At 31.4% G+C, this 23,513-nt stretch carries 23 protein-coding genes; 12 read left to right on the top strand and 11 right to left on the bottom strand.

All coding sequences use genetic code 11. The features are described from left to right. Nucleotides 1-27: 27 nt before the first annotated feature. The 3 genes from rpe to RSE15_RS05915 all read right to left on the bottom strand — a co-directional run bounded on the left by rpe (nucleotide 28) and on the right by RSE15_RS05915 (nucleotide 2,814). The gene (gene rpe, locus RSE15_RS05925) at nucleotides 28-687 is read right to left on the bottom strand and encodes a ribulose-phosphate 3-epimerase (RefSeq protein WP_324070103.1); all 660 of its coding nucleotides are present in this window, start codon (nucleotides 685-687) and stop codon (nucleotides 28-30) included. 232 nt (nucleotides 688-919) lie between these two features. After that, on the bottom strand, nucleotides 920-1,783 hold the full coding sequence (locus RSE15_RS05920) for a sigma-70 family RNA polymerase sigma factor (RefSeq protein WP_153201458.1): 864 nt from the start codon (nucleotides 1,781-1,783) through the stop codon (nucleotides 920-922). Nucleotides 1,784-1,863: 80 nt separating this feature from the next. Beyond that, a complete protein-coding gene (locus RSE15_RS05915; protein WP_324070100.1) occupies nucleotides 1,864-2,814 on the bottom strand; it encodes a helix-turn-helix domain-containing protein in 951 nt (316 codons plus the stop codon). A gap of 97 nt (nucleotides 2,815-2,911) precedes the next feature. On the opposite strand from RSE15_RS05915, the gene RSE15_RS05910 reads away from it, so the two are divergent. Both RSE15_RS05910 and RSE15_RS05905 read left to right on the top strand, forming a co-directional pair. After that, nucleotides 2,912-3,517, top strand: a complete 606-nt coding sequence (locus RSE15_RS05910; RefSeq protein WP_324070098.1) for a hypothetical protein — start codon at nucleotides 2,912-2,914, stop codon at nucleotides 3,515-3,517. Then, nucleotides 3,510-4,124: a hypothetical protein gene (locus tag RSE15_RS05905; RefSeq protein WP_324070096.1), complete on the top strand. Its 615-nt coding sequence runs from the start codon at nucleotides 3,510-3,512 to the stop codon at nucleotides 4,122-4,124. Before RSE15_RS05910 ends, RSE15_RS05905 begins: the two co-directional genes overlap by 8 nt. 75 nt (nucleotides 4,125-4,199) lie before the next feature. On the opposite strand, the gene RSE15_RS05900 is transcribed toward RSE15_RS05905, so the two are convergent. From RSE15_RS05900 to RSE15_RS05885, 4 genes are all read right to left on the bottom strand, one after another. After that, the gene (locus RSE15_RS05900) at nucleotides 4,200-6,359 is read right to left on the bottom strand and encodes a polyribonucleotide nucleotidyltransferase (protein WP_324070094.1); all 2,160 of its coding nucleotides are present in this window, start codon (nucleotides 6,357-6,359) and stop codon (nucleotides 4,200-4,202) included. Between the two features lie 136 nt (nucleotides 6,360-6,495). Next, on the bottom strand, nucleotides 6,496-6,765 hold the full coding sequence (rpsO, locus tag RSE15_RS05895; protein ID WP_008256427.1) for a 30S ribosomal protein S15: 270 nt from the start codon (nucleotides 6,763-6,765) through the stop codon (nucleotides 6,496-6,498). 120 nt (nucleotides 6,766-6,885) lie between these two features. Then, nucleotides 6,886-8,118: a cation:proton antiporter gene (locus tag RSE15_RS05890; protein ID WP_324070092.1), complete on the bottom strand. Its 1,233-nt coding sequence runs from the start codon at nucleotides 8,116-8,118 to the stop codon at nucleotides 6,886-6,888. Between the two features lie 68 nt (nucleotides 8,119-8,186). After that, the gene (locus tag RSE15_RS05885; protein ID WP_324070090.1) at nucleotides 8,187-8,642 is read right to left on the bottom strand and encodes an XrtF-associated fRMsr-like GAF protein; all 456 of its coding nucleotides are present in this window, start codon (nucleotides 8,640-8,642) and stop codon (nucleotides 8,187-8,189) included. A gap of 1 nt (nucleotide 8,643) precedes the next feature. Between RSE15_RS05885 and xrtF the strand changes: the two genes are divergently transcribed. The 10 genes from xrtF to RSE15_RS05835 all read left to right on the top strand — a co-directional run bounded on the left by xrtF (nucleotide 8,644) and on the right by RSE15_RS05835 (nucleotide 20,111). Next, nucleotides 8,644-9,264: an exosortase family protein XrtF gene (gene xrtF / locus RSE15_RS05880; RefSeq protein ID WP_324070088.1), complete on the top strand. Its 621-nt coding sequence runs from the start codon at nucleotides 8,644-8,646 to the stop codon at nucleotides 9,262-9,264. Continuing rightward, a complete protein-coding gene (locus tag RSE15_RS05875) occupies nucleotides 9,248-9,691 on the top strand; it encodes an exosortase F system-associated membrane protein (protein WP_324070086.1) in 444 nt (147 codons plus the stop codon). The genes xrtF and RSE15_RS05875 overlap by 17 nt, the downstream gene beginning before the upstream one ends. 17 nt (nucleotides 9,692-9,708) lie before the next feature. Beyond that, nucleotides 9,709-10,116, top strand: coding sequence for an HYC_CC_PP family protein (locus tag RSE15_RS05870; protein ID WP_324070085.1), 408 nt, complete (start codon nucleotides 9,709-9,711; stop codon nucleotides 10,114-10,116). 55 nt (nucleotides 10,117-10,171) lie between these two features. Continuing rightward, complete coding sequence (locus RSE15_RS05865; RefSeq protein WP_324070083.1) at nucleotides 10,172-12,409, top strand: TonB-dependent receptor; 2,238 nt, start codon at nucleotides 10,172-10,174, stop codon at nucleotides 12,407-12,409. Between the two features lie 45 nt (nucleotides 12,410-12,454). Beyond that, nucleotides 12,455-12,799 carry a heavy-metal-associated domain-containing protein gene (locus RSE15_RS05860; protein ID WP_324070081.1) on the top strand — a complete coding sequence of 115 codons (345 nt, stop codon included), beginning with the start codon at nucleotides 12,455-12,457 and terminating at the stop codon, nucleotides 12,797-12,799. Nucleotides 12,800-12,947: 148 nt separating this feature from the next. Continuing rightward, nucleotides 12,948-13,283: a hypothetical protein gene (locus tag RSE15_RS05855; RefSeq protein ID WP_324070079.1), complete on the top strand. Its 336-nt coding sequence runs from the start codon at nucleotides 12,948-12,950 to the stop codon at nucleotides 13,281-13,283. Nucleotides 13,284-13,360: 77 nt separating this feature from the next. Further along, nucleotides 13,361-15,850 carry a YbcC family protein gene (locus RSE15_RS05850; RefSeq protein ID WP_324070077.1) on the top strand — a complete coding sequence of 830 codons (2,490 nt, stop codon included), beginning with the start codon at nucleotides 13,361-13,363 and terminating at the stop codon, nucleotides 15,848-15,850. 4 nt (nucleotides 15,851-15,854) lie between these two features. Then, complete coding sequence (locus RSE15_RS05845) at nucleotides 15,855-17,723, top strand: proton-conducting transporter transmembrane domain-containing protein (protein ID WP_324070075.1); 1,869 nt, start codon at nucleotides 15,855-15,857, stop codon at nucleotides 17,721-17,723. Nucleotides 17,724-17,735: 12 nt separating this feature from the next. Further along, nucleotides 17,736-19,346 carry a SulP family inorganic anion transporter gene (locus tag RSE15_RS05840; RefSeq protein WP_324070073.1) on the top strand — a complete coding sequence of 537 codons (1,611 nt, stop codon included), beginning with the start codon at nucleotides 17,736-17,738 and terminating at the stop codon, nucleotides 19,344-19,346. 6 nt (nucleotides 19,347-19,352) lie between these two features. After that, on the top strand, nucleotides 19,353-20,111 hold the full coding sequence (locus tag RSE15_RS05835; RefSeq protein WP_324070071.1) for a DUF2490 domain-containing protein: 759 nt from the start codon (nucleotides 19,353-19,355) through the stop codon (nucleotides 20,109-20,111). A 79-nt stretch (nucleotides 20,112-20,190) separates the two neighbouring features. Here the strand turns inward: RSE15_RS05835 and groL are convergent, their stop codons facing one another. The 4 genes from groL to RSE15_RS05815 all read right to left on the bottom strand — a co-directional run bounded on the left by groL (nucleotide 20,191) and on the right by RSE15_RS05815 (nucleotide 23,505). Further along, a complete protein-coding gene (groL, locus tag RSE15_RS05830; RefSeq protein WP_324070069.1) occupies nucleotides 20,191-21,816 on the bottom strand; it encodes a chaperonin GroEL in 1,626 nt (541 codons plus the stop codon). A gap of 104 nt (nucleotides 21,817-21,920) precedes the next feature. Next, the gene (locus tag RSE15_RS05825; protein ID WP_324070067.1) at nucleotides 21,921-22,196 is read right to left on the bottom strand and encodes a co-chaperone GroES; all 276 of its coding nucleotides are present in this window, start codon (nucleotides 22,194-22,196) and stop codon (nucleotides 21,921-21,923) included. Nucleotides 22,197-22,333: 137 nt separating this feature from the next. Further along, the gene (gene secG, locus RSE15_RS05820; protein WP_324070416.1) at nucleotides 22,334-22,699 is read right to left on the bottom strand and encodes a preprotein translocase subunit SecG; all 366 of its coding nucleotides are present in this window, start codon (nucleotides 22,697-22,699) and stop codon (nucleotides 22,334-22,336) included. Continuing rightward, nucleotides 22,699-23,505: a tetratricopeptide repeat protein gene (locus RSE15_RS05815; RefSeq protein WP_324070065.1), complete on the bottom strand. Its 807-nt coding sequence runs from the start codon at nucleotides 23,503-23,505 to the stop codon at nucleotides 22,699-22,701. Before RSE15_RS05815 ends, secG begins: the two co-directional genes overlap by 1 nt. Nucleotides 23,506-23,513 lie beyond the last annotated feature (8 nt).

The following is a 23,513-nucleotide window of genomic DNA, read 5'->3' as shown; positions in this document are numbered from 1 at the left end:
CAAAAACCTGTCAGGTTTTATTTTATATTATTTGGTGATTTCTTTTAAATCAGCAATAGTCGCTATCGGATTTTCTGCTCCAAATACGTAACTTCCTGCCACTAAAACATCTGCACCAGTTTCAACTAATTGTTTTGCATTTTTATTGGTTACGCCACCGTCAATTTCAATTAGAGTTTCTAAACCTTGCTCTGTAATCATTTTTTTAAGTTTTTTTACTTTTTGATAAGTAATTTCTTCAAATTTTTGACCCCCAAAACCAGGATTTATAGACATAATAAGCACCATGTAACATTCTGGTAGAATATCTTCCAAAACAGAAACGGGTGTGGTTAAGTTTAAAACAACGCCAGCTTTACATCCAGCAGCCTTAATTTGTCTTAATGTTCTATGAAGATGAACCGTAGATTCATAATGTACAGTTATAATATCAGCGCCAATTTTTGCAAATTCTTCAATGTATCTCTCTGGTTTTTCTATCATTAAATGAACATCTAATGGTTTAGTGGCATGCTTTTTTATAGCCTGAATTACAGGCATTCCATATGATATATTAGGAACAAAATGACCGTCCATTACATCAATGTGAAACCAATCCGCTTCACTAGCGTTAATCATTTCAATGTCGCGTTGTAAATTAGCAAAATCAGCCGCAAGGACTGAAGGAGCAATAAGTGTGTTTTTCATGTTGTAGTTATGTTGTTTATTGTAGATTTCAAAATTCGTTGTTCAACATTGAATATTCAATCTTTTTGCAAATGTACAAATTATAAACTTTCATTTTTTGAATTTTGAATATTCAACTTGGAATGTTAAATTTTGAAGTTTTTTAAAAAATAAAACTCCGGTAATCAGCCGGAGTTTCAATCATCAATCAAAAAACGAACAGTCTTAGACTGTTGTTGCTGTAATTTAGGTATTATCCTAAATACGTTTTTAATATTTTACTTCTAGAAGTATGTTTTAATCTTCTAATCGCTTTTTCTTTAATCTGACGAACACGTTCACGAGTTAAGTCAAAAGTTTCTCCAATTTCTTCTAATGTCATTGGGTGTTGATCGCCTAAACCAAAATATAAACGAACCACATCAGCTTCTCTAGGAGTTAAAGTTTCTAACGCTCTTTCGATTTCAGTTTGTAAACTTTCGTGAATTAATTCTCTATCTGGATTTGGAGATTCTCCTGAACGTAAAACGTCGTATAAGTTAGAATCTTCTCCTTCAACAAGAGGTGCATCCATTGATAAATGACGGCCAGAGTTTTTCATTGACTCTTTTACATCATTTACAGTCATATCTAATTCTTTTGCAATTTCTTCAGCAGAAGGCGGACGCTCATTAGATTGCTCTAATAAGGCATACATTTTGTTGATTTTATTGATAGAACCAATTTTGTTTAATGGTAAACGTACAATACGAGATTGTTCTGCCAAAGCTTGAAGAATCGATTGACGAATCCACCATACAGCGTATGAAATGAATTTGAATCCACGTGTTTCATCAAAACGTTGAGCTGCTTTTATTAATCCTAAATTTCCTTCGTTAATTAAATCAGGAAGTGTAAGTCCTTGATTTTGATATTGTTTTGCTACAGATACTACGAAACGTAAATTAGCTTTTGTTAATTTTTCTAAAGCTCTTTGATCACCGGCTTTAATCTTTTGTGCTAATTCTACTTCTTCGTCAGCAGTTATAAGGTCAACTTTTCCAATTTCTTGTAAATATTTGTCTAAAGAAGCAGTTTCACGATTGGTAACTTGCTTGGTAATTTTAAGTTGTCTCATTTAATTTTCTCCTTACTTTTAAAAGTTCTTATATGTTATACGCAAGAAGTTGTAAAAAAGTTACAAAAGTTTCAAAAAAATTATTCTAATATATAGTTTTCAATTTTTTGTTTATGGAACTCAATTTTTTGATGCATTTTATTAAAGAAAATTTTTCGGTCTTTTTTCCCAGATTGATTGAGTGATTTTGAGTTTGAAATTTGATTTGTGATATATTGTTCTTGTTCTTCACATGTTTTAAGATCAGAAGTTACATAATATCCCAAAGCATTGTAAGGAAGAAAAAAAGCCGATTTTTCTTTTGAAGTAAATAAAGCCGAATTGTTTAAGATGAGTAACTCGTTATAATATAGTTGAAAATCATGAGTGTCTAATTCGCATTTCTTTTCAATGCTATTTATGATTTCTGCTATGTCTTTTAAAATAAGAAGGGCGTTTTTATAATTTAAAAGACCAGCTTCAAAAAAATAATTGACTTGTTGTAAAGAACTATTTATAGTTGTATCATTCCAAATTTCTATTCTTTTGGTGTTTTCAAAAAATGTTTTAAGATTATTGTTCTCATTTAAAACAGATTCCTCAAAGGTGAATTTTTCAAAACTAGACGATTGTTTTTTGTTTAAGAGGGTGAACCAAATAAAAAATTTAAATTTTGAAAATAAGGTTCCAGAAACTGTATAATTCATTGGGATATCTTTTGCTGCATAATATATGGTAGTTTCTTGGGTGTCCATATGTGACAGCACTTCGTTTGTTTTTCTAAAGTAATCTTTGAAATCTGAAAGTGTTTCTATTTTTTTTGTTTTTTCAACAAGTAAATAGTTTTTATCACCAAATAAAGTATCCATTGATATTGAATAATATTTGCAAAGTGTGATTGTTTCTTCAATTGAAAATTTACTTTTCATGGATACACGTCGATGAGCCGCATCGTAACTAATATCTAATATTTTAGCAATTTCATCATTTAGTGAAATGTTTTTTGGCATTTGATTTCTAATTCTTGCTAATAGAATTTCTTGATGTTTCATATTTGCGATTTTCACAAAAATATAAAATTTAATTAGTATTATTCACATGTATGATTGCGAAATATGAAATAATTTTGATCTGTATAATTAAATAATTATGAGAAAAATAATTGAAGAACATTTAGAATCTTTTCGAGAGAAAGATCTAAAACGGTACTCTAGAATAGTTAATCGTTACTTTAAACGAAAGTTTCGATTTGTTTTTGTCCTTTTTTTGGTTTCCTGTAGCGTTCAAGATGCAATTAACAAGGAAGAATTTGAGAAAATTCCAAAATCTATGTCAGTTCGATTTTATGATAAATTAGATACCATTCAGCACCAATATGGAAATCAGTTTTTTACCAGAAGTTTTGTAAATGAATTCACTGATAAAAAAAATATAGATTATGGTGAACCCATCCAGCTGAAACTTCAGAAAGACTATTTTTATATTAAATTTCAAGATACGTTGAAGAAGCAATTTGTAATTAAAGTAAGTGGAAAAAGATATCGGAAACGTTTTGTTTTTTATACGAATTATGAAACGGTTTCTTTTCCAGTAATTTTTATTAGCAAGCAAATGACAAAATTTGTTCTTGAGTTTCCTAATGATGACTCTATTTTAGTTAAAAGAGCTGATACGAATGAAGGGATGGCTTTGTTTTTTGGAGCAGGAAGTTCGTTAGAAAATAAATATATTTTTAAAATTATAAAAGATGAATAAGGTATTGTTCTTTGTTTTGTTTGCTTTTCAATTACAAGCACAAGACACCATTGTTTTTCCTAAAATTGACGCTTTTAAAAGAAATATTTTAGAAGTTAGTTATGGGAAACCACTCGGAAATTTGGCGAATAAGTATGAAAGTTCAATTACAACTGCTTTTTATATGCGTACTAAAATTGCAAAGCGACAGTTTATTGATTTTGGTGTAGAATTAAGTGGAATTGTGAAAGGAAATAGCATCAATTATAATGCAGGAAATGAAAATATTTGGTTAGATGGAAGTAAGTCGGCACTTTTCTTAGGGTTTCGTTATACTCGGTTTTTATTCCAATCTAAGAATGAAAATTTCCATATCGAATCTAATTCAGGAATTGGCTGGAAATACCTGCATTACTCAAAACCAGAAGATGAAATTTATGACGATTTAGATTTGAAACCTACCTTAAATACAATTGGTATTTCACAAGGAATAAAGTTTATGTTTTATGGTTTTGGTTTACACTGTAATTATCAATATGCTCCCTATGATTTGTTCAATAAAAAAGTTGAAAAGAATTTTGGTGGTTCTTCAATTAATTTTGGTTTGACGGGAAGTTGGAATTTTTAATAGACCGGTTTCTAATTAAATAGCCCAATTCATGATAGTGAATTGGGCTATTATATGAACTAATAATTTAAAGTATTAACCTTGTGGTGTATCCTTTTTTTCAATAGGTCTTTCTTCTCTTGGAGGTCTTGGTAAAAGTGCTTTTCTTGACACTTTTTCTTTACGTGTTTTAGGGTCAACACCTAAGTATTTTACCATAAACACATCGCCCATATTTACTACATCAGTAACGTTTTCAGTTCTTTCCCAAGCCAATTCAGAAACGTGTAATAAAACTTCGTTTCCAGGTGCTTGTGTATATTCTACTACAGCTCCGAAATCTAACATTTTAATTACTTTCACTTCGTAAGCTTCTCCCATTGCTGGTTTGAAGATGATAGAGTCAATTTTAGCTAATACAGCAGCAATTCCGTCTGGATTAGTTCCTAAAATTTCAACTACACCTTGTTCATCTACTTCATTAATTACGATAGTAGTTCCAGTAGCTTTTTGTAATTCTTGAATTACTTTTCCACCAGGACCAATTAAAGCACCAATGAATGCTCCAGGAATGGTTCTTGTAATAATTTTTGGTGCTTTTGGTTTTACTTCAGCTCTTGGTGTTGCAATAGTTTCAATGATTTTTCCTAAAATATGCATACGACCATCGCGCGCTTGACCTAAAGCTTGTTCCATGATGTCATAACGTAAACCATCAATTTTGATGTCCATTTGACATGCTGTAATTCCGTCAGCAGTTCCAGTTACTTTAAAGTCCATATCTCCTAAGTGATCTTCATCTCCTAAAATATCAGACAATACAGCAAATTTTTCACCGTCAGTAATTAATCCCATCGCAATACCAGAAACTGGTTTTACCATTTGAACTCCAGCATCCATTAACGCCATTGTTCCAGCACAAACCGTTGCCATTGAAGAAGAACCATTCGATTCTAATACTTCAGAAACTACACGGATGGTATAAGGACAATCTGCAGGAATCATATTTTTTAAAGCACGTTGTGCTAAGTTCCCGTGGCCTACTTCTCTTCTTGAAGTTCCTCTTAAAGGTTTTGCTTCACCAGTTGAAAAAGGAGGGAAGTTATAATGTAAATAGAATCTTTCTTCACCTTGTTCAGATGGAGAGTCAATTTGGTTAGCTTCTCTTGAAGTTCCTAAAGTTACTGTAGCTAAAGCTTGTGTTTCTCCACGTGTAAATAAAGACGAACCATGAACAGAAGGTAAATAATCTGTTTCACACCAAATTGGTCTGATTTCAGTTGTTTTTCTTCCATCTAAACGAATACCTAATTCTAACACTACATTACGGACAGCTTCTTTGTTTGTTTTGTAGAAATATTTTGAAACTAAATCTCCGTCAGCAGCTAATTCTTCTTCTGTAAATAAAGCTTTTACTTCTTCTTTTACTTCAGCAAATGCAGCACTTCTTTCGTGTTTAGCCGAACCAACTTTTGCAATTGCATAAATTTTATCGTAAGCCGCAGCTTTTACTTTTTTGTAAATTTCTTCGTTTTCTTTCTCACCTTCATACGTACGAATTTCTTTTTTACCAAAAGCAGCTTGTAAACGTAATTGTGCTTGAATTTGAATTTTGATAGCTTCGTGAGCAAATTTGATAGCTTCTACCATTTCTGCTTCCGAAATTTCTTTCATTTCTCCTTCAACCATCGCAACAGAATCTAATGAAGCTCCAATCATCATATCAATGTCTGATTGTGCTAATTCTTCTCTACTTGGATTGATGACAAATTTTCCATCGATACGTGCTACACGAACTTCAGAAATTAAGTTATAAAAAGGAATGTCTGAAACTGCTAATGCTGCTGAAGCTGCTAATCCAGCTAATGCATCTGGCATAACGTTTTCGTCGTGCGACATTAATTGAATCATTACTTGCGTTTCAGCATGATAATCATCTGGGAAAAGTGGACGCAATACACGGTCAACTAATCTCATTGTTAATACTTCGCTGTCACTTGGGCGAGCTTCTCTTTTGAAGAAACCTCCAGGAAAACGCCCTGCTGCCGCAAATTTTTCACGATAATCTACTGTTAAAGGTAAAAAATCAACACCAGGATTTGATGTTCTTGCAGAAACTGCTGTTGCTAATAACATGGCATCGCCCATACGAACAACAACAGATCCATCTGCTTGTTTGGCTAATTTTCCAGTTTCGATCGTGATGCTTCTTCCGTCACCTAAATCGATAACTTCTTGGAATACTTTTGGAATCATAATTTTTTTAATTCTAAATTAAACAAAGGGTCAGTTGTGTTGTTGTTGTGTGTAGTTGTTTGTAACCCAATGAAAAACCAAACTTTTTCTGTTAATATATACAAAACAAAAAGGGGCACAAAGCCCCTTTAGTTGATTATTTTCTAATTCCTAATTCTTTAATAATCTCACGATATCTGTTGATATCTTTTTTCTTTAAATAGTCAAGAAGACTTCTTCTTTTACCTACTAAAAGTACTAACGAACGCTCAGTGTTAAAATCGTGACGATTTTTTTTCAAGTGCTCAGTTAAGTGAGAAATTCTAAATGTGAATAATGCGATTTGCCCTTCAGCAGATCCAGTGTTTTCAGCTTTTCCTCCGTGTTTTGCGAAGATTTCAGCTTTTGTTTCTTTTGTCAAGTACATGCCAATATTATTTTAAATGATTTTTATGTATGAATTGTATGGTTGCAATTCGGGTGCAAATATAGGAATATTTTGGAATTTAGAAATATGTATTTAGAAATATTTTTAAAAAGTTGAAAATTAAACCGATTTTTCAATTGATTTGAATGCTCTTTTTAATAAGAAAGGGGTAGATAATGTTGTGATTAGTCCCATAATAACAAGCATTGAGAAGATTTCGGTATTGATAATTCCAGCTTTATAAGCAATATTTGCAATTACTAATTCCATTATGCCTCTTGCGTTTAATCCAAAACCTAATGCAAGTGAAATTTTATGATCTAATCTCGCAAAACGACCGCCAACGTATCCGCCAATAATTTTTGAAAGGAATGAAACAGCAATTATCGCAATTAATAAAGGATAATTTTGAATCGATGAAAATTGAAATTCTAATCCAATTCCAGCAAAAAAGATTGGTGCTAAAAATCCCATCGCCATACTATTTGTGGTATTGTGAAACGTATTCAAATGTTTTTCGCCTACCAATTCTTTAGAAATTAACATAGAAGCAAAAAAGGATCCAATAATAAAATGTAATCCAATGCTTTCTGTAATGGTAGCAAAAATTAAAATAAATACAAAGAAAACAGCAAATAATGATTCTTTACCTTTAAGTATTTCTAATATTTTATTGAGTTTATTTTCAATAAAGTTTTCCTCTCGCGATAATTTTTTAATCAGTTTGTAAGTTGCAATTACTAATATTAAAAAACAACTCAATTTTATTATGGTAATAAGTGTTGCTTTAGTAATATTTGCAAATGTAGGTTCAACATCTTTAATGTCTAGTAAAACACCTAATATGGTTAAGGCAATTACGTCATCAAAAATAGCAACGGATATAATTTTTTGACCAACAGGAGAATTTAATTTTCCTAAATCCATTAATATTCGGATACTTACGGGTAATGCAGTAATTGCTACACAAAGGCCGATAAAAATGGTCGACATCACATCTTGTCCAAAATAACTTCCTACTAAATATCCGGAAACAATTGGTATGAAAAAGGCTAGTATTGAAATAACAATATTTCGACCTTTCATAGATTTAATTATTTCATCCAAATGAATCTCTAATCCAGCTATAATTACTAATAAAAAAACCCCTAGTTCCGATATTACCTTTAATTCTTCGGTTCTATGAATGAAATTTAATACAGTTGGACCCAATAAAACCCCCGCCAATATTTCACCAATCATTGCTGGCTGTTTAAAACGTTCCATTATTTCACCAAAAATTCTAGCTAATACTAATAATATTAATAGATTAGCAAAAAAAGGAAGTTCTAAACTGGGTACGTTAAACGGCATATTAAAATTTTAATTAGATCGTTAATTTAAGACAAATATATTAAAAAGAGCGAGATGTTATTATTTCTTTAAAATAATTTTGAAACTTCCTCATTTACAAATTCTAAAAAGCGTTCATCAGCTGCTGTAAAAGGATCAATAACATGCGAATCAATATCTATTTGCCCAATATTAATACCATTCACAAATAAAGGAACTACTATTTCCGATTTTACAGTAAAACTACAAGCAATATAGTTGTCTTGTGCTTTTACATCGGGAACAACAAAGTTTGAATTTGAAACGGCAACTTGTCCGCAAATTCCTTTTCCAAATGGAATTACGGTATGATCAGTTTCTGCGCCAACATAGGGGCCTAAATGCAATGTTTTAGCTTCGTGATTTGCAAAATAATAACCAACCCAATCATAATATGAAACGTTTTCGCTTAATAATTGACAAATTTCTTTTAGTTTTTCGTCGCGAGTTCCATTTTCTTTCAAGATAATGTTGGTAACAATAGGTTTTAATTCTTCAAATGACATAGTGGTATTTTTTTTACAAAAGTATTTATTCCTTGCTATAAAAAAATCTATATTTTTGTTAAAAATTCATATTTTGAAAAACATTCTAATTCAATATAAACCCTTTTTTGCTTTTTTGCTTAAGTTTCTACTGTTTTATGCGGTTTTTGCTTTCTTGTATAAAATGTACTTGAATCAATATGATGCAGCAACTAATGAAGTGGATTATTTTACAAAAGTTGTAGCTAATCAAACAATCGATTTATTAAATTTAGTTGTTGGTGAAGCAAAAAATTTACCGCATCAAACAGAATCATCTATAAAAGTATTTTTTAAAGATAAATATTTAGCACGCGTTGTTGAAGGATGTAATGCTGTAAGTGTTATGATTTTATTTGCAGCCTTTATTTTTGCCTTTTCAAATCGTTGGGTAAAAACAGGTTTATACATTGTATTAGGAATACTTATAATTCATGCGTTGAATATTTTAAGAATTGCTTTATTAACTTACGCGTTGTATTATTATCCAGTCTATGAAGAACTATTGCATGGTACAATTTTTCCTTTATTTATTTATGGTGTAGTGTTTTTATTGTGGATTTTATGGATCACTAAATTTTCGGGGTATGTTAAAAGAAATTAGGAATAACAAACTACGTTTTCTATTTATTTTTCTCTCATTAATAGGATTAGTTTGTGTGCGTTTTTTTGAAGATGTACTTTTTTACGATCCTTTTTTGAATTTTTTTAAAAGCCATTCTCAAAATCAATCCGTACCAGAATTAAATGATGTAAAATTGTTTTTTGGGTTTTTATTTAGATATTCATTAAACACTTTTTTTTCATTAAGTATTATTTATTTGCTTTTTAAACAACTTCAATTGGTTAAATTTTCAGCAATATTATTTTTGGTCTTGTTTCTTTTGTTTGTGATTTTGTTTTTTGTAGTGTTGCGATGTACTAATGAACCTGATTATTTGATATTGTTTTATTTAAGACGATTTTTAATACAACCTCTTTTTTTAATTCTGTTTATTCCCGCATTTTATTATCAACAGTTTTCAAAATAATTACTACTTTTGTCCCAATGAATTTCAGAAAACACATAAGTATCGTTTTAGCTGCTCTAATATTGCTTGCCAATTTAGGGTTGAGTTTTGTGGTACATTATTGTAAAGATGAAATCGCATCGGTTTCTTTTCAATATCAAGAAGACGAACCTTGTGTTGAGGAAGCAAAATCATGTTGTGCAAAAGAAGATTCTCACGATTCTTGTTGTTCAAACAAATTAATCAAAGTTGAAAAAAAGACCGATGATATATTGGTTAAAACGTTTCAATTAGATTTAGAACAAGCAGTTTTTAGTACTAATTGGAATCCGAATGTAGTTATATTTAGACCAATAGCTACAACATCAAACGAAGTAGCTTTTTACTGTGATTCTCATGCACCGCCACTCTACAAACTCTATTGTCAATTAGTTTTTTACGCATAATTTATTGTTTTTTATTCTGTAAATCAAAGAATTAATAACAATAAATAAGCTTATTATGTTTAAAAATATAGCGTTTTTGCTATTCTTTGTTTCTCAATTTATTTATACGCAAGAAACAATAAAAGGAATAGTAACAGACGAAAATAATCAACCTTTATTAGGGGCTAATGTGTTTTGGTTCAATACTGCAATTGGAGCCACAACTGATGGAAATGGGAGTTTTACCATAAAAAAATCTCCCGAAACCACTTTTTTAGTAGTGAGTTACGTAGGTTTTGAAACTAAGAAAATAGATGTTACTTCAAATACAATTTCAGTTGTTCTTAAAGAAGTAAATATTTTAAAAGAAGTAACCATTACCAAGACCAAGAAAAGTACCGAACAATCACTTTATAAAGTAACCAATGTTCAAGTAATGGGACAAAAAGAGTTGCTTAAAGCCGCTTGTTGTAATTTGTCCGAAAGTTTTAGTACAAACCCATCCATCGATGTTAATTTTTCGGATGCTGTAACCGGTAATCGTCAAATTAAGATGTTGGGTTTAACTAGTCCATATATTTTAATTGCCGAAGAGAATATTCCTTCGGTTCGTGGTGCTTCACAAGCTTATGGATTGTCATTTGTGCCAGGAACTTGGGTAGAAAGTATTCAAATTACCAAAGGAGCTGGAAGTGTTATTAATGGTTATGAAAGTATTTCAGGTCAAATTAATTATGAAGTTTTAAAACCAGTGAATGATATTCCGTTTTTCTTAAACGCGTATGCTTCACAAGATGAACGCTATGAAATCAATACGCATTTTAATAACAAATTTTCGGATAAATTAAGTTCGACTTTGTTTTTACACGGTAACACACGTGTAGGTAAAAACGACATGAACGACGACGGATTTTTAGATAGCCCCATTGGAAAACAAGTTAATATTTTAAACCGTTGGCAATATAATGATGCCGAAAATGGAATCGTAAGTTTTTTAAATGTTCGTTATATGAATGATGAAAAACAAGCAGGTGAAATGGATTTCAATCCCGACAATGATAGATTAACAATGAATGCTTGGGGAAGTGAAATCAATACTGAAAAAATTGAAATTTCAAACAAAACAGGTTACGTTTTTCCAGATATGCCGTATCAAAGTTTCGGCTTTCAAAATTCGTTTCAATCGCACAAACAAGATTCATATTTTGGTTTGAGTCAGTATGATATTCATCAAAAAAGTTTTTATTCGAATTTGTTGTTCAATTCGATTATCAATAACACAAAGAATAAATTCACAACAGGTTTAAATTTTACTTACGATGATTATAATGAATTCGTAGCAGTAAATTTTAATCGCGATTTTTCAAGAATTGATAATTCGGTAGGTGCCTTTTTTGAATATACGTATGATAATACCGATAATTTTAGTTTGGTAGCGGGAGCACGTGTAGACAATCACAATCGTTTAGGAACTTTTATCACGCCAAGATTACATATTCGTTATAATCCATGGAAAGAAGCAGTAATTAGAGCATCTGCAGGAAGAGGAAAACGTGCGGCTAATATTTTTGCTGAAAACCAACAATTGTTTGCTTCTAATAGAAATTTCTCCATTTTAAATAACGATGGAAAATTATACGGATTAAATCCTGAAATTGCATGGAATTACGGATTGAGTTTTATCCAAAAATTCAAATTAGCAGGAAAAGATGCAGAAGTAATTTTAGATTACTACAGAACGGATTTTCAAAATCAAGCAGTGGTTGATGTGGATGCTTCACCACAACAAGTATTGTTTTACAATTTAGAAGGGAAAAGTTTTGCCAATTCATTTCAAGCAGAATTTAATATTGAAGTAATCCGACACTTAAATTTTAAAACTTCTTATAAATTTTATGATGTGCAAACCCAGTTTCAAACCGGTCAATTGCAAAGAGCGTTACAAGCTAAACACCGATTTTTCGCAAATGTTGCTTATGAAACACATATTAAAGACAAAGGACAACAATGGAAGTTTGATGTTACATACAATTGGCTAGGCGAACAACGTTTACCTAATACAACTTCAAATCCTTCAATGTATCAATTAGGTGATTATGCGCCAGCTTTTGCTGTTATAAATGCACAAATAACCAGAACTTTTTCAAGTACTTTTGAGGTGTATATTGGAGTTGAAAACATGGGGAATTACAAACAAATGAATGGAATTGTTCAAAATGAAAACCCATTTGGTACTTATTTTGATAGTAGTATGATATACGGGCCTACTTTTGGCGCAATGTATTATGCTGGATTACGATTTAAAATTAAGTAGTGTTAAGATTTGAGTATTAAGTATTAAAACAAAAAAAATAATAACATGAAAAAGTTTATTTTAATTGTGCTGGTTTCATTAATTGGAATATCAGTTCAAGCTCAGGAAAAGAAAAGTAAAAACAAAAAAGTTGAATTCAAAGTTGCAGGAAATTGCGAAATGTGCGAAAAACGTATTGAAAAAGCAGCTTTTTCAGTAAAAGGAGTAAAAAGTGCAGAATGGCATGCTGATCATGGCGATATTCATTTGATTATTGATGAAACAAAATGTTCAGTACAAGATGTAGCAAAAGCAATTGCTGCTGTAGGTCACGATACTGAATTTGTAAAAGCAAAAGACGAAGTTTACAATAAACTGCATAGTTGTTGTAACTATGAAAGAATAGAATAATACCAAATCCGATTAGAATTTCTAATCGGATTTTTTAATTAAATCATAAATTTAATTTGTTGAATCAAAATATACTTTACATTTGTAGTGCTTTTAGGTATAAAGTAAAATCAATTTGAATAGATTAATGAAATTTTTTCCATTTTTTATGCTCACATTTTTTATGTGGGCTATTGGTGTTTCATTTAATCCTTCACAAAAAGTTGTTTTAGCTTCCCAAGTTGAATTTCAACAAAAATATAAGGCTTCTGATTTTTCTCATTTTCATACTGTTGAGGTTGAAGAAGGAGAGTTTGTAATTATTGAATCCGAACCTGAATTTGAAGTAGAGTTAGATTGGTTTTCAGTTCCAACAAAATCTGTAAATTTTAAAAACAGTAAGTTTACCGAAAGCTCAAATTCTTATTCTACTCAATTATTTTCTTACAAAGAAACGATTCCACTTTACGATTTATATTGTAATTGGAAATTCCATTTGTCTTAATACGATAATTATTTTTTACGATTTCAAAGCCTTTTGAAATCAATAATTTATTTGTATTAATTCAATTTCATTATAAAATGAAAACACAAAATGTTGGTTTTGATGAACAAAAAGTGCTTCATCATTTAACCCATTATTTACCAGCACAAAACCCGTTGAAAGATTTTGTGCATCACAATACATTACACGCATTTCAACATAAAGAATTTCAAGAAGCTTTAGCAAAAGCTAATACAATTTTCGGCTATAAAACCTATCTTTCTTTGGCGGAGTTTAGAAATAGATTTGCTAAAAATGAAATTAAAGAACAGGTTTTAAACCATGTTATTTCCAAATGCAAAGGAGTTGAACATCTAGAAACTTGGAAAAATAAATTATTACATCAATCCTATGATGAATCCGTTCAATCAAGAATAGGAAATTTACGTGCCAATTGGAAAAAAGAATATGCTATAAATCTAGAAAAATCAACACATAGTTTGTTGTTTAGAGTTTTGTGTAGCTATTTAGACCAAGGAATTGCTATGTGGACTTTTCCTGAAAACGAAAACGGTTTTTTAAACTCTATCATTGCTTTAGAAAAAAACACGGCTACTGGAATTTTTACTTCTAAAAGAGTAAAAGAATTGCTATTCAATAAGGCTTCAATAACACAATTGTTAGAAATTGTTGTTGGAAAAGAAGAGTTGTACGAGTATTATTTGTTTGATCAACAATTTTCGCATCCAGGATGGAGTGGTATGATTGCTACTATTGAATCCAATCCAAGTTCGCTTTTAGATAGCAAACCCATTACTTTTGAAGAATTAGTGCAATTTGAATTACTCTTAGAAATTGATGTTTTAGATAAAAAGTTCAATAGTAATTGGTCGCCATTAGGACTAAAAGTAAGAGTAGAGGAATATCATTTGTTTGAAACCATTAAATACAATGAGCTATTTGATGTATTATCAATTTGGCAACAAGCTTTTGAATTTAGCTTTTATGATGAGGTATTATCTGGAGTAAAAGAAGTAAATGAAATCGACGTCAAAGAAATTCCAAGTTTTCAAGGGTTGTTTTGTATGGATGATAGAGAATGTTCGTTTAGAAGACATATCGAACATATCGACAAACAAGCAGTAACTTTTGGGACAGCAGCGTTTTTTAATTTTGAATTTTATTTTCAGCCTGTTGGTGGAAAATTTCACACAAAATTATGTCCTGCACCTGTAACACCTAAATTTTTAATTAAAGAAGAACATAGAAAGAAAAAACAGGCTAAAGATTTACATTATCACAAGCAATCTCATTCATTGTTATTTGGTTGGATAATTAGTCAAACTTTAGGGTTTTCATCAGCATTCAAGTTGTTTTTGAATATTTTCAAGCCTTCAATGTCACCTGCAACTACAGCTTCTTTCAAGCATTTGCATCAAAAATCAAAATTGGTTATTGAAAACAATAGCAATGAAAAAGTTGATGATTTGCAAGTTGGGTTTACCATTGAAGAAATGGCAAATAGGGTTGAAGGATTACTAAAAAGCATAGGATTGGTAACTGATTTTGCTCCTATTGTTTATGTAGTTGGACATGGAGCAACAAGTGTAAATAACACACATTATGCAGGATACGATTGTGGAGCTTGTTGTGGAAGACCAAGTTCGGTAAATGCCAAAGTAGCATCCTATGCGGCTAATCATCCAAATGTGAGAGCTATTTTGAAAGAACGAGGAATTAATATACCAGCAGAAACTCAATTTTTACCAGCTTTACACGATACCACACGCGACGAAATTGCATTTTATGATGAAGATATTTTGAACGATGTCAATAAAAAGTTACATCATGAAAATGCAATCACCTTTGGAATAGCTTTAGCAAACAACGCAAAAGAACGTTCTAGAAGATTTGATACGATTGATTCAACCGAAACAATAGAAAAAATTCATGAAAACGTAAAAAAACGAGCTTTTTCTTTATTTGAACCTCGACCAGAATTAAATCATGCTACCAATGCAATGTGCGTTGTAGGCAGAAGAAGTTTGTCGAAACAATTGTTTTTAGACAGACGTTCATTTTTAAATTCTTATGATTATCAAATTGATGTTTCGGGTTATTATTTAGCCATAATTCTAGGTCAAGTAGCACCAGTAGCTGGAGGAATTAATTTGGAATATTATTTTTCGAGAGTAGACAATCAAAAATTAGGAGCTGGATCAAAATTACCTCATAATGTCATGGGATTAATTGGTGTTGCTAACGGTATTGATGGCGATTTGCGCCCAGGTTTGCCCAGTCAAATGATAGAAGTTCATGATCCAATTCGATTATTAGCGGTTGTAGAGCATTATCCAGAAGTAGTTAAAAAAGCGATTTCAAAAAATCTTGCTACTTATGAATGGTATAAAAACGAATGGTTACGATTAGCGGTTATTCATCCAGAAACGAAGCAAATATTCGTTTTTGAACAGGAGGAATTTATCGAATATCAACCAATTCAAAAAGCTAGTCATATTGAAAATGAGTTAGCATTAGCTGAAAAAACAAAGGAAAATCTTCCGGTAGGAATTCTAACTAACGCGTAATATCATGGAACATATACTTCAATATTTTATAATAATACCTTTTTTAGGGTTTATACTAAGTATCTTTTTACCAGAAAAAAACGAAAAACTAATTTCGGGAATTGCTTTCGGAACGGTTTTTATTCAATTTTTAGGATTGGTATTGTTTATCGGTTTTTGGATTTTCAATGGTTCAGAAGATTTGAATTTAAAAGAAATTACACTTTTGAAGACAGAGCATTATGAGTTTTTTATAGATTTTTATTTTGATAAAATTGGCGCTGTTTACTTGTTTGTGGGTGCTTTATTGACCTCAATGACAGCAACTTATAGTCGCTATTATTTACACCGAGAAAAAGGATACAAACGTTTTTTTAATACTGTTTTGTTTTTCTTTTTTGGTTATAATTTGGCCATTTTAGCGGGTAATTTCGAAACCTTATTTATTGGTTGGGAAATCATCGGAATTTCATCATTTTTATTAATCGCTTTTTACAGAGAACGTTATTTGCCAGTTAAAAACGCATTTAAAGTGTTTTCAATTTATAGAATCGGCGATGTTGGATTACTTTTAACCATGTGGGCTAGCCATCATTTATTCCATGAAAATATTACGTTCATGAAGTTGAATAATTATGAATTGGTTAATGAACATTTGCAAAGTCATTCATTTATTGGTGTTTTTATAGCACTTTGTTTGGCTTGTGCTGCTGCGGCAAAATCGGCTCAAATTCCGTTTTCATCGTGGTTGCCAAGAGCAATGGAAGGACCAACACCTTCAAGTGCAATTTTTTACGGTTCATTATCTGTGCATTTAGGGGTTTTCCTGATGTTACGAACCTATCCATTTTGGGAACATCAAACCACTATGCGAATAGCTATTGGTTTAATGGGATTTACAACTAGTATTGCGGCTTCATTGATGGCGAGAGTGCAATCTTCTGTAAAAAGTCAGGTAGCTTATAGTTCTATATCTCAAATAGGAATTATTTTCATCGAAATAGCATTAGGATTTGAAACTTTGGCACTAATTCACTTTGCAGGAAATGCCTTTTTAAGAACGTATCAATTGTTAGTTTCGCCATCAGTGGTGAGTTATTTGATTAGAGACCAATTTTACAATTTTCAACCAAAAAGTAAAAAAGCTAATTTCTTTTTTCCAAAACGAATTGAAAACACTTTGTATATTCTTGCTTTAAAGGAATTTAATTTGGAAGGTTTCTTGAATTTAGTACTTTGGAAACCCTTAAAAACAATCGGAAAATCATTAGATTTCTTAGATATAAAAAGAGTGTATTACTTTTTTATTCCGCTTTTTGTATTGGGCTTTTTAGCTTATAAATTCAAAGTAGATTTGCCACAACAACTTATTTCGGTTTTACCAGAAGTTTTTGCGTTTATTGGATTGGTATTTGTTTTTAAATCCTTTTCAGAACGAAAAAGTCCGTTTCTAGCATGGATATTAATGGTGTTAAATCATTTTTGGATTGCTTTAGCCATTGTGTTCAACGACAAAGTTAGTGTAAACGAAATTGCCTTTTATTTAGTTGGAATTATTCTTGCAGGAGGCATAGGTTATATTGCTTTGCTTCAGCTGAAAAAAATAGAAATGCGCATTTTAATTAGTCAATATTTAGGACATGTTTATGAACATCCGAAATTCGCTTTCTTTTTCTTATTGGCAACACTTGGAATTACTGGATTTCCTATTACTTCAACCTTTATTGGTGAGGATTTAATTTTTAGTCACATTGACAGTAATCAAATTGTTCTTGCCTTTTTTGTAGCATCAAGTTTTGTGGTTTCTGGTATTGCTGGAATCCGAATTTATGCTCGTTTATTTCTTGGGCCTCATGTGAAAACATACCATGAGTTACCTTACAAATCATCATAAAATTAGTTAACAATGACTTCAAAAATAAAAAAATATATACCTGCTGATGGTTTGGCAGGCTTAAAAGAGAATTTTAAATCGGATGCAATTTCTGGTTTTATTGTGTTTTTATTAGCCTTACCTTTAAGTTTAGGAATTGCAAAAGCTTCAGATTTTCCTCCAATTATGGGATTAATTTCTGCGATTATAGGAGGTTTGTTTGTTTCGTTTTTTATGGGTTCTCGCTTAACAATTAAGGGGCCAGCTGCCGGTTTAATCGTTATTGTTGCTGGCGCTGTTGCTGAATTTGGTCAAGGAAACAACGATTTAGGTTGGAAATTAGCCTTAGGAGCAATGGTTGTGGCTGGAATTATCCAAATTCTTTTTGGAGTTTTAAAATTAGGAAAATTAGCCGATTTCTTCCCCCTTTCTACTATTCACGGAATGTTAGCAGCTATTGGAATTATTATTATTGCTAAACAAATTCCAGTTTTATTAAATGATAATCCTGTTTTAGCAAAAGGAATGGGGCCGATAGAATTGTTATTAAATATCCCAAAATTCATCATTAATTTAGATGCAAAAGCTTCTATTATTGGGGTGGTGAGTTTAGTAATTATGTTGGGTTGGCCGTATATCAAAAATAAATCGATTAAGATGGTTCCGGCTCCTTTAGTAGTATTGTTATTTGCTATTCCGTGCGAATTATTTATGGATTTTGCACACACAGAACCACCTTATGCGTTGGTGAAAATCGGAAACTTGGTAGATAATATCAATTGGAATGTTGATTTTTCAGGAATTAGTCAAACAGGATTATTTATTAAATATGTGATTATGTTTGCTTTGGTGGGAACGTTAGAATCTTTGTTAACGGTAAAAGCTATCGATTTATTAGATCCATTTAAAAGAAAATCAGATACAAACAAAGATTTAATTGCTGTTGGTATTGGGAATACACTTGCTGCTTTTTTTGGTGGTTTGCCAATGATTTCTGAAGTAGCTCGTAGTTCTTCTAATGTTAATAATGGTGCTAAAACACGTTGGGCAAATTTCTTTCACGGATTTTTTATTTTACTTTTCGTTTTATTAGCTGCTCCGTTACTAGAAATGATTCCTAACGCAGCATTAGCAGCCATGTTAATTAGTGTTGGGATAAAATTAGCGCATCCAAAAGAATTTATTCATATGTTACACATTGGAAAAGAACAATTGTTCATTTTTACGGTAACAGTTTTGGTAACTTTATTTGAAGATTTATTACTTGGAATTGCAGCAGGAATGTTGGTGAAAATGATTATTCATGTGTTGAATGGAACACCTGTTTCATCTTTCTTCAAAGCACCTACAGTAGTGTCCTTTGTAAATAATGAATACAAAGTAGAAATTAGTAAAGCAGCTATTTTCTCTAATTATTTGGGAATTAAAAGAAAATTAGAGGAAATTCCACCAGGCTATCAAGTGAGTATTTGTTTGAAAAACACAAAATTAGTAGATCATTCTGTGATGGAAAATTTAGAGCATTTCAAACATGATTATGAAGCACATGAAGATGGTGGAACTGTGACTATTATAGGTTTAGATAATCACAAGCCTTTATCTTCACATCCAAAAGCTTCTAGAAAAAATCTAATTACAGAATAAATGTTTATGAAGTTCAATAGAAGCTCGCTGTTCTTTTTAGTAATAGCGAGCTTATTTACCATGTATAGTAGTTTTGCACAACTTAAAGAAAGCAATAATAATATTTGGTTGCACTATTTTGGAAAGAATATGATTACTGAAAAGTTTTCTATTTCATTTGAAGCAACAATGCGCTACGCCAACGGATTTTCGGAAAAGCAACAATATTTCATTCGGCCTTCAATAGATTATCAGTTTACTAAAAAGTTTATGGGAAGTGTTGGATTTAGTCATTACAACACCTATTCCTATGGAAATCTAGCAATGAATAAAATTAGTATTCCAGAAAATCATTTTTGGATGCAAGGAACCTTTGTACATGTAAATGGTAATTTAAAAATTACACACCGATTACGAGATGAATTTCGATATGTTGGAGTTGCGAAAACACAATATAATGGCAATTTAGAAATTGATCATTACGATTACCGAAACCGATTACGATATATGTTATTATTTAATTATCCTTTAATGAAAAAAGAAGAGGTAACGAAGCTATTTGCTTTGTTTGGTGATGAGGTTTTTATGAATATTGGATCCAACGCAGGAAAAACCTTTTTAAATCAGAATCGATTGATAGGTGGAGTTGGTTATAATTTTGATAAAAACCATCAGATGCAATTGAGTTATATTCATCAAAATATTTGGAATTACACCAATACATTTCAAGAAAGTAATCCCACAGTAAGATTAACTTATGTAACCAATTTTGATTGGAGAAAATAAATACAAAACCCCGATTTGAAATTTTCAAAATCGGGGTTTTTATATTTTGTAATTTTCACTTCGTACTTGGCACTTCGAATTACATCATTCCTGGCATTCCTCCGCCCATTGGCATACTCGATGATTCTTCTTTGATGTCTATTAAAGCACATTCGGTAGTTAAAATCATACCTGCTACAGAAGCTGCATTTTCTAAAGCTACACGTGTTACTTTTTTAGGGTCGATAATTCCAGCAGCTAACATTTGAACATATTCTCCTGTTTTAGCGTTGAATCCGAAATCGTCTTTTCCTTCTGTAACTTTTGCAATTACAACAGAACCTTCGCCACCAGCATTTTCAACAATAGTTCTCAAAGGAGATTCAACCGCTTTATTGATGATTTGAATTCCTGTTGCTTCGTCTGCGTTTTCTGCTTTGATGTTTGCTAAAGCCGCTTTTGCTCTTACTAAGGCAACACCACCACCAGCAACAATTCCTTCTTCAACTGCTGCGCGAGTTGCATGTAAAGCATCATCAACACGGTCTTTTTTCTCTTTCATTTCAACTTCAGAAGCAGCTCCAACATATAAAACAGCAACACCACCAGCTAATTTAGCTAAACGTTCTTGAAGTTTTTCTCTATCGTAATCTGAAGTAGTTGTTTCAATTTGTGATTTGATTTGGTTGACTCTAGCTTTAATGTTTTCAGCATCACCAGAACCATTTACAATTGTAGTATTATCTTTATCAATTGTAATGTTTTCTGCTGTTCCAAGCATGTCTAAAGTAGTATTTTCTAATGAATATCCACTTTCTTCAGCAATTACAGTTCCGCCAGTTAAGATAGCGATGTCTTCTAACATAGCTTTTCTTCTGTCTCCAAAGCCTGGTGCTTTTACAGCAGCTATTTTTAAACCACCACGTAATTTATTAACTACTAATGTTGCTAATGCTTGTCCATCAACATCTTCAGCAATAATTAATAAAGGTCTTCCAGATTGAGCTACTGGTTCTAAAACTGGTAATAATTCTTGTAAGTTTGATATTTTTTTATCGTATAATAAAACGTATGGATTGCTTAATTCTGCCACCATTTTATCAGCATCTGTAACGAAATAAGGAGACAAATAACCTCTGTCGAATTGCATTCCCTCTACCACATCAACGTAAGTATCCATTCCTTTAGCTTCTTCTACAGTGATAACACCTTCTTTTCCTACTTTTGAAAAAGCAGTTGCAATTAAATCACCAATCGTATCATCATTATTAGCAGAAATAGAAGCCACTTGTTTAATTTTTTCAGATGAATCACCCACAGCTACCGATTGTTTTCCTAATTCAGCAACAATTGTCTCTACAGCTTTATCAATTCCTCTTTTTAAATCCATTGGGTTTGCTCCAGCTGCTACGTTTTTCAAACCTTCTTTAACGATAGCTTGTGCTAAAACCGTTGCAGTTGTTGTTCCGTCACCCGCTAAATCATTGGTTTTAGAAGCTACTTCTTTTACCATTTGAGCACCCATATTTTCTAATGGATCTTGTAACTCGATTTCTTTTGCTACAGAAACTCCATCTTTAGTTACAGTTGGCCCGCCAAATGATTTCGAAATAATTACATTTCTTCCTTTTGGTCCTAAAGTTACTTTTACTGCATTTGCTAATGCATCAACGCCACGTTTTAAACCATCGCGCGCTTCAATATCGAATTTTATATCTTTTGCCATTTTTAAATTTAGAATTTAGAATTTAGAATTTAGAATTCTAGATTCGGTTGATAATTTTTTTATTGTTTATTAGTCTTAATACTCAATACTTCAATCTTAATACTTTATAAAATTGCATAAATTTCGTCTTCTCTCATAATTAGGTAATCTTTACCTTCATATTTGAATTCAGTACCTGAATATTTACCATATAATACTGTATCGCCAACTTTTACAGTCATGGTGTAATCTTTTTTACCATTTCCTAAGGCTACAACAGTCCCTTTTTGAGGTTTTTCTTTTGCAGTGTCTGGAATAATAATTCCTGAAGCTGTAGTAGTTTCTGCTGCCAATGGAGCAATCACTACACGATCTGAAATAGGTTTAATGTTTAATGACATAGTTGAATATTTTGTTTATTAAAATTAATTTGTTGCTTGTTGTTATTCAGAAATTGTGCCAAAGCTAATTTCTGCCAATTTTTCGGAAAAAAAATGCCAGCATGTCAGTGCTGGCATTTTATATAATTTGTCAATTCTTATTTTGTAGAATCAGTTGCTTTTGGTGCTGTTGTTGCAGCAGGAGCAGCTTGTTTAGTAGCTTCTGGTGTTGTAGGAATAGTTGTTGTTGGAACTGATGTTTCATCTTCTCCTAAAACTTTTGAACCAGTTGCAGCTCCGTTAAAGCTAAAACTTGAAAGTAAAATCAAAGCAATTAAAATCCCTCCTAACGTCCAAGTACTTTTATCTAAAAAGTCAGTTGTTTTTTGAACTCCACCTAATTGTTGAGAACCACCAAATGAAGAAGATAAACCTCCACCTTTAGGGTTTTGAACCATAATAGCTAAGATTAATAAAAAACAAACAATTGTTATCGCAATTAAAAAACCTGTGAATCCCATAATTAATTATTATTTTGTTGTAAATTTTTGATTTCATTTATTCGGTCTGCAAAGAAACTACTTTTTTCTGGATATTTCAAAATTAATATTTCAAAAGCTTGTATTGCTTTTGAATATTTTTTTTGTTCTAAATATACTTTTGCTAATGTTTCTGTCATTAAGTGTGTTGGTTCTTCTGTACTTTTACTAATATTTGCAGGCGGTTTGGTCGTTTCTTTTACTGGAGCAATTTTTGGATTGGCTTCAATAAATTTATCTATTATATCTATTTTTTTTTGTTTTTCTGGGTTATTTTCAATGATTTTATCTTCAATCTCGCGTTCAATTGGACTGAATTTCGTCAATTGTAACCATTCTTGAAACGAATGTTTTTCGGTTGGAGTAAAAGGTAGGGGTTTCCCAAGGTCTAATTTTTCTCCCGAAGTTTTTATAATTTCATCTTGTTCAACTTTTTCTTCTTTAATAGAAATGGTTTCTATTTGAGGCAATTCAATTACCTCTTCTACATGATGCACTTCAATATTTAATAATGATTTTTGTATTGCATCAATTTTTTCTTGTTGGATTGCTGTGAAATTATCAGAAGTTATAAATTCAAATAAAATGGTTCTATCGGTAGTGTAAGCAGCGGTTTTTTTTAATTCATAATTGTATCTAAAACTATCTTGATTAAACAAACCTTTTAAATGTAATGCACGAGCCGCCTGAAAATAAGGAAACTGCAAAACTACATTCTCTAAAGCAATAGTTTGCTTTTCGTTTATAGTTTCGGGCTTGTTTAAAAGATATGTTAAATCGGATATGTTCAAAATTTATA

The organism is Flavobacterium sp. (assembly GCF_035195345.1).
GTDB lineage: Bacteria > Bacteroidota > Bacteroidia > Flavobacteriales > Flavobacteriaceae > Flavobacterium.
The sequence above is the reverse complement of the archived record's forward strand: the minus strand, read 5'-3'. Positions and strand labels throughout refer to the sequence as shown.